Origin of the sequence: Candidatus Erwinia dacicola, from assembly GCF_001756855.1 — a bacterium.
Classification (GTDB): Bacteria; Pseudomonadota; Gammaproteobacteria; order Enterobacterales; family Enterobacteriaceae; genus Erwinia; species Erwinia dacicola.
Genome location: NZ_MAYS01000096.1, coordinates 1 through 2,834, shown reverse-complemented (window position 1 = coordinate 2,834; position 2,834 = coordinate 1). Strand labels below are relative to the sequence as shown.

Below are 2,834 nucleotides of genomic sequence, written 5' to 3'. Positions count from 1 at the left end.
TGTAATCACATAATCAATATCAAAAAAAGCAGAAATCAGAGTAACAATAAAAAATGCAGTCATAAAAGCTATAATAAAAATCAGCAGTATTTTAATAAAAAAACCTGCCTGCCTTAAAAGCAATAACGAAAAGTAAGGTTTGTCATATTGCATAGATGCAAACACGCCACGTTTTTGACGCTTACCATTAACCTCTACATTCCTTGAATCTTCTCTGTCATCATCAGACATTCCGATGAAAATAACATGATTTAAACTTCTGACAATGATACTGACCATCAAAACAAAGAAAGCCCAAATGACGAAAAGCACTAACCAGTGATGATACAAAAATACAGATGAAAAGTTATCAATCACATAACCAAACTGCCTGAATCCATAAAGCCCCTGATCCATAATTCACCCTACGCCATCAGATTACAATAGAATAAATGTAAGTTAAGGGATCGATTAAATCAACAAAAACTGAGCACAATCTGGACAACGACACGGAACTTGATGTTCGGTTTTTTTTCTTCAATTTTGAAAAAATTGCTAAGAAAAAAATGAGTGAGACAACTTGCCGCTGTGTGTATAGCGGCTTGTGTCGTCGAACTCATCATCAGCCGTCGCGCCAAAAGCGACGATGATGACGGTTTCGGGGGGAGCCAAAAAGGGTAATTGCGCCCACGCAATTGAGCGCGACCTAGCGCGACCTTTTTGGGGGGCAGCGCCCCCGCACACCGTCACGAGTAAGGATATTTTGCGGCTTTATCGCAAAATTCCGCGCGACTGACCACCCTCAAAAAAGCCAGTTTTCGGCTCATTTTCGGCAGTATCGAAAATGAGCCGTTAAAAACGGCGTCTTTTTGAGGGTGGTCAGTCGTGGAACGACTGGCGGTGTGCGCCTCTTTTGACCTTGAGGGTTTTGACCGACGTTCAGGAGGTCATTACCCTCATTGCCGGTAACGGCAACATTTTTGTTGATTTATCAGAATGATAAATCAATGCAGTTGACAGGGATAGATTAACTATCTATCCCTGTCATGCGGATCTATGTATATCCGCACATTTTTAGCTTGTTGACTCATTTGTTGACAGTAAAACAACAAGTTAGTCAACAAGTAGACCAACAAGCAATCAGTTATTTACACGCAAAAAAAGAGCCTTTACAGGCTCTTTTTTTGCTACTTTTTACTGCCAAAAAGCAGATCTAAATTTTCCTTTCCGAGTAAATTCTCAAGCTCCTGTCGCTTATCATCGAGAATTTTTTGTGCTTTTTCAGCGTTCATCTGTGACTCAAGTTTATCAATTCTTGTGATTAACTTTTCTCGTTTTTCGTCTAATTCAGTGAGTTTACTTTTTAAGTTTTCTATCTTTTCTTCAATAGCATTATTTGGTTTGTTCACATTTTCCATACATCACCTATTGATTTTCCGGCAGGTTTAATACTTACTTATCAGTAAGTGCAAAGATGGCTATCTAACATCAATCACAAAAAAAAGGCAATGCAATAATGAAGATATTGATTTTTTTAGTTTTGATGATTATGTCAAACACATCATTCTCAAAATCACTTTTTATCGGTGATTCTCTGACTTACAGTCTGGCATCAAGTTTTTCAAAAATCGAACCTGTAGATGCGAAATTTTTAGAAAGTACAGGACTGAAATCCGATAACATTCTTAGCTGGACTGACTACATAGAAACAATGGATTTAAGCAACTATGACAGAATATATATTGTGTTAGGTATCAATGATATGATAAACGAAAATGATGAAATATTTTATCAAGACCGTGTAGATACCTTTATAATGTCACTATTAAATAAAAATAAAAATATTATCTGGTTACTTCCTCCGGTACTTAAAAACGCAAAGCATGAGTCTATGTTGCTTTACACAAGGTCAATCATCAAAGCTGCATGTATTGAGCACAGTGTAGATTTTTTTGATATGCGTGATGTACTGGGTTATAACTTTATGCAGACAGTGAATGACAGAAACATCAGAACAGATGATGGCATTCACATTACCCCGTATGGTGCAGACAGGGTGATCACTAACTTGCTATTGAGGTGAATATGTTCAGATTAGCCACACCAGAGGATTACGAATATTTACCGGATATCGGATTATATGAACTGACGTTTGATAAACGTCCGGTGCAGGGCGTTCGATGTGAAGATCCAAAACAGGGAGCCGCAGATTACAATAATTTCAGAAAAAAATTCAAGGCAGTTATTCACAAAGAAAAACAACGCCGGAAAAATTTTTATCAGCTCACTGAGATTTCTTGGAATGCCGTTTTTGATTGGGCGATTGAGCGGGGAACACAGGAAGAATGTCGTTTATTACAGGCAATGTATCATGCCGAAAATAACAAAAAATATCAGCAACTACTCCTTGAATTAAGCAAACACTACGGGTTTATCAAAGAATCAAATTTACTCATTCCATTGGGATTGATACTTTGCAACCAACGGATCGCAGATACAGAAAAATTAATTGCTAACAGCGTTAAGGCAGGTGTCTGATGGAACGGACAACAATTAATTTCAGGATTAATGATGATGCGCTACTAGCGCAATTTAATCACGCAATGGCTAAAGAACAGAAGAAATATAAATTTGCCACTGACGGAATTAGAACCATAAAAGATTTGGAGATTATTTTCACTGCCTCAAAAATTAAAAATTTCAGAGATAACGAACATTACCTCATAGCGTCATTAGCACAAAAACAATCACCATTAATACTCAATGCGTTGAATGAACTAAAAGATAAATTTGAAAACGTTTATCAGGAAGAAAGAAACATCACAGGGCAAATAATCTTTTTCAAAAAGATATTA

The 2,834-nt window shown here is 36.9% G+C and carries 5 protein-coding genes; 3 read left to right on the top strand and 2 right to left on the bottom strand.

Translation table 11 applies throughout. The features are described 5' to 3' along the window. Together BBW68_RS02815 and BBW68_RS02810 are read right to left on the bottom strand one after the other, a co-directional pair. Positions 1-396 (bottom strand): hypothetical protein (locus BBW68_RS02815; protein ID WP_148127514.1); only part of this gene is annotated, 396 nt, incomplete at its 3' end. 770 nt (positions 397-1,166) lie between these two features. Next, positions 1,167-1,397, bottom strand: coding sequence for a hypothetical protein (locus BBW68_RS02810; protein WP_029403597.1), 231 nt, complete (start codon positions 1,395-1,397; stop codon positions 1,167-1,169). Between the two features lie 98 nt (positions 1,398-1,495). Between BBW68_RS02810 and BBW68_RS02805 the strand changes: the two genes are divergently transcribed. The 3 genes from BBW68_RS02805 to BBW68_RS02795 all read left to right on the top strand — a co-directional run. Continuing rightward, positions 1,496-2,062, top strand: a complete 567-nt coding sequence (locus BBW68_RS02805) for a DUF459 domain-containing protein (RefSeq protein ID WP_070133919.1) — start codon at positions 1,496-1,498, stop codon at positions 2,060-2,062. A 2-nt stretch (positions 2,063-2,064) separates the two neighbouring features. Beyond that, the gene (locus BBW68_RS02800) at positions 2,065-2,517 is read left to right on the top strand and encodes a hypothetical protein (protein WP_029403594.1); all 453 of its coding nucleotides are present in this window, start codon (positions 2,065-2,067) and stop codon (positions 2,515-2,517) included. Next, positions 2,517-2,834 (top strand): hypothetical protein (locus BBW68_RS02795; protein ID WP_148127513.1); only part of this gene is annotated, 318 nt, incomplete at its 3' end. The genes BBW68_RS02800 and BBW68_RS02795, both read left to right, overlap by 1 nt.

Bases quoted from the DNA above. Each gene is read 5' to 3' on its own strand.
- BBW68_RS02810 (WP_029403597.1), bottom strand. From the start codon at position 1,397: ATGGAAAATGTGAACAAACCAAATAATGCTATTGAAGAAAAGATAGAA.
- BBW68_RS02805 (WP_070133919.1), top strand. From the start codon at position 1,496: ATGAAGATATTGATTTTTTTAGTTTTGATGATTATGTCAAACACATCA.
- BBW68_RS02800 (WP_029403594.1), top strand. From the start codon at position 2,065: ATGTTCAGATTAGCCACACCAGAGGATTACGAATATTTACCGGATATC.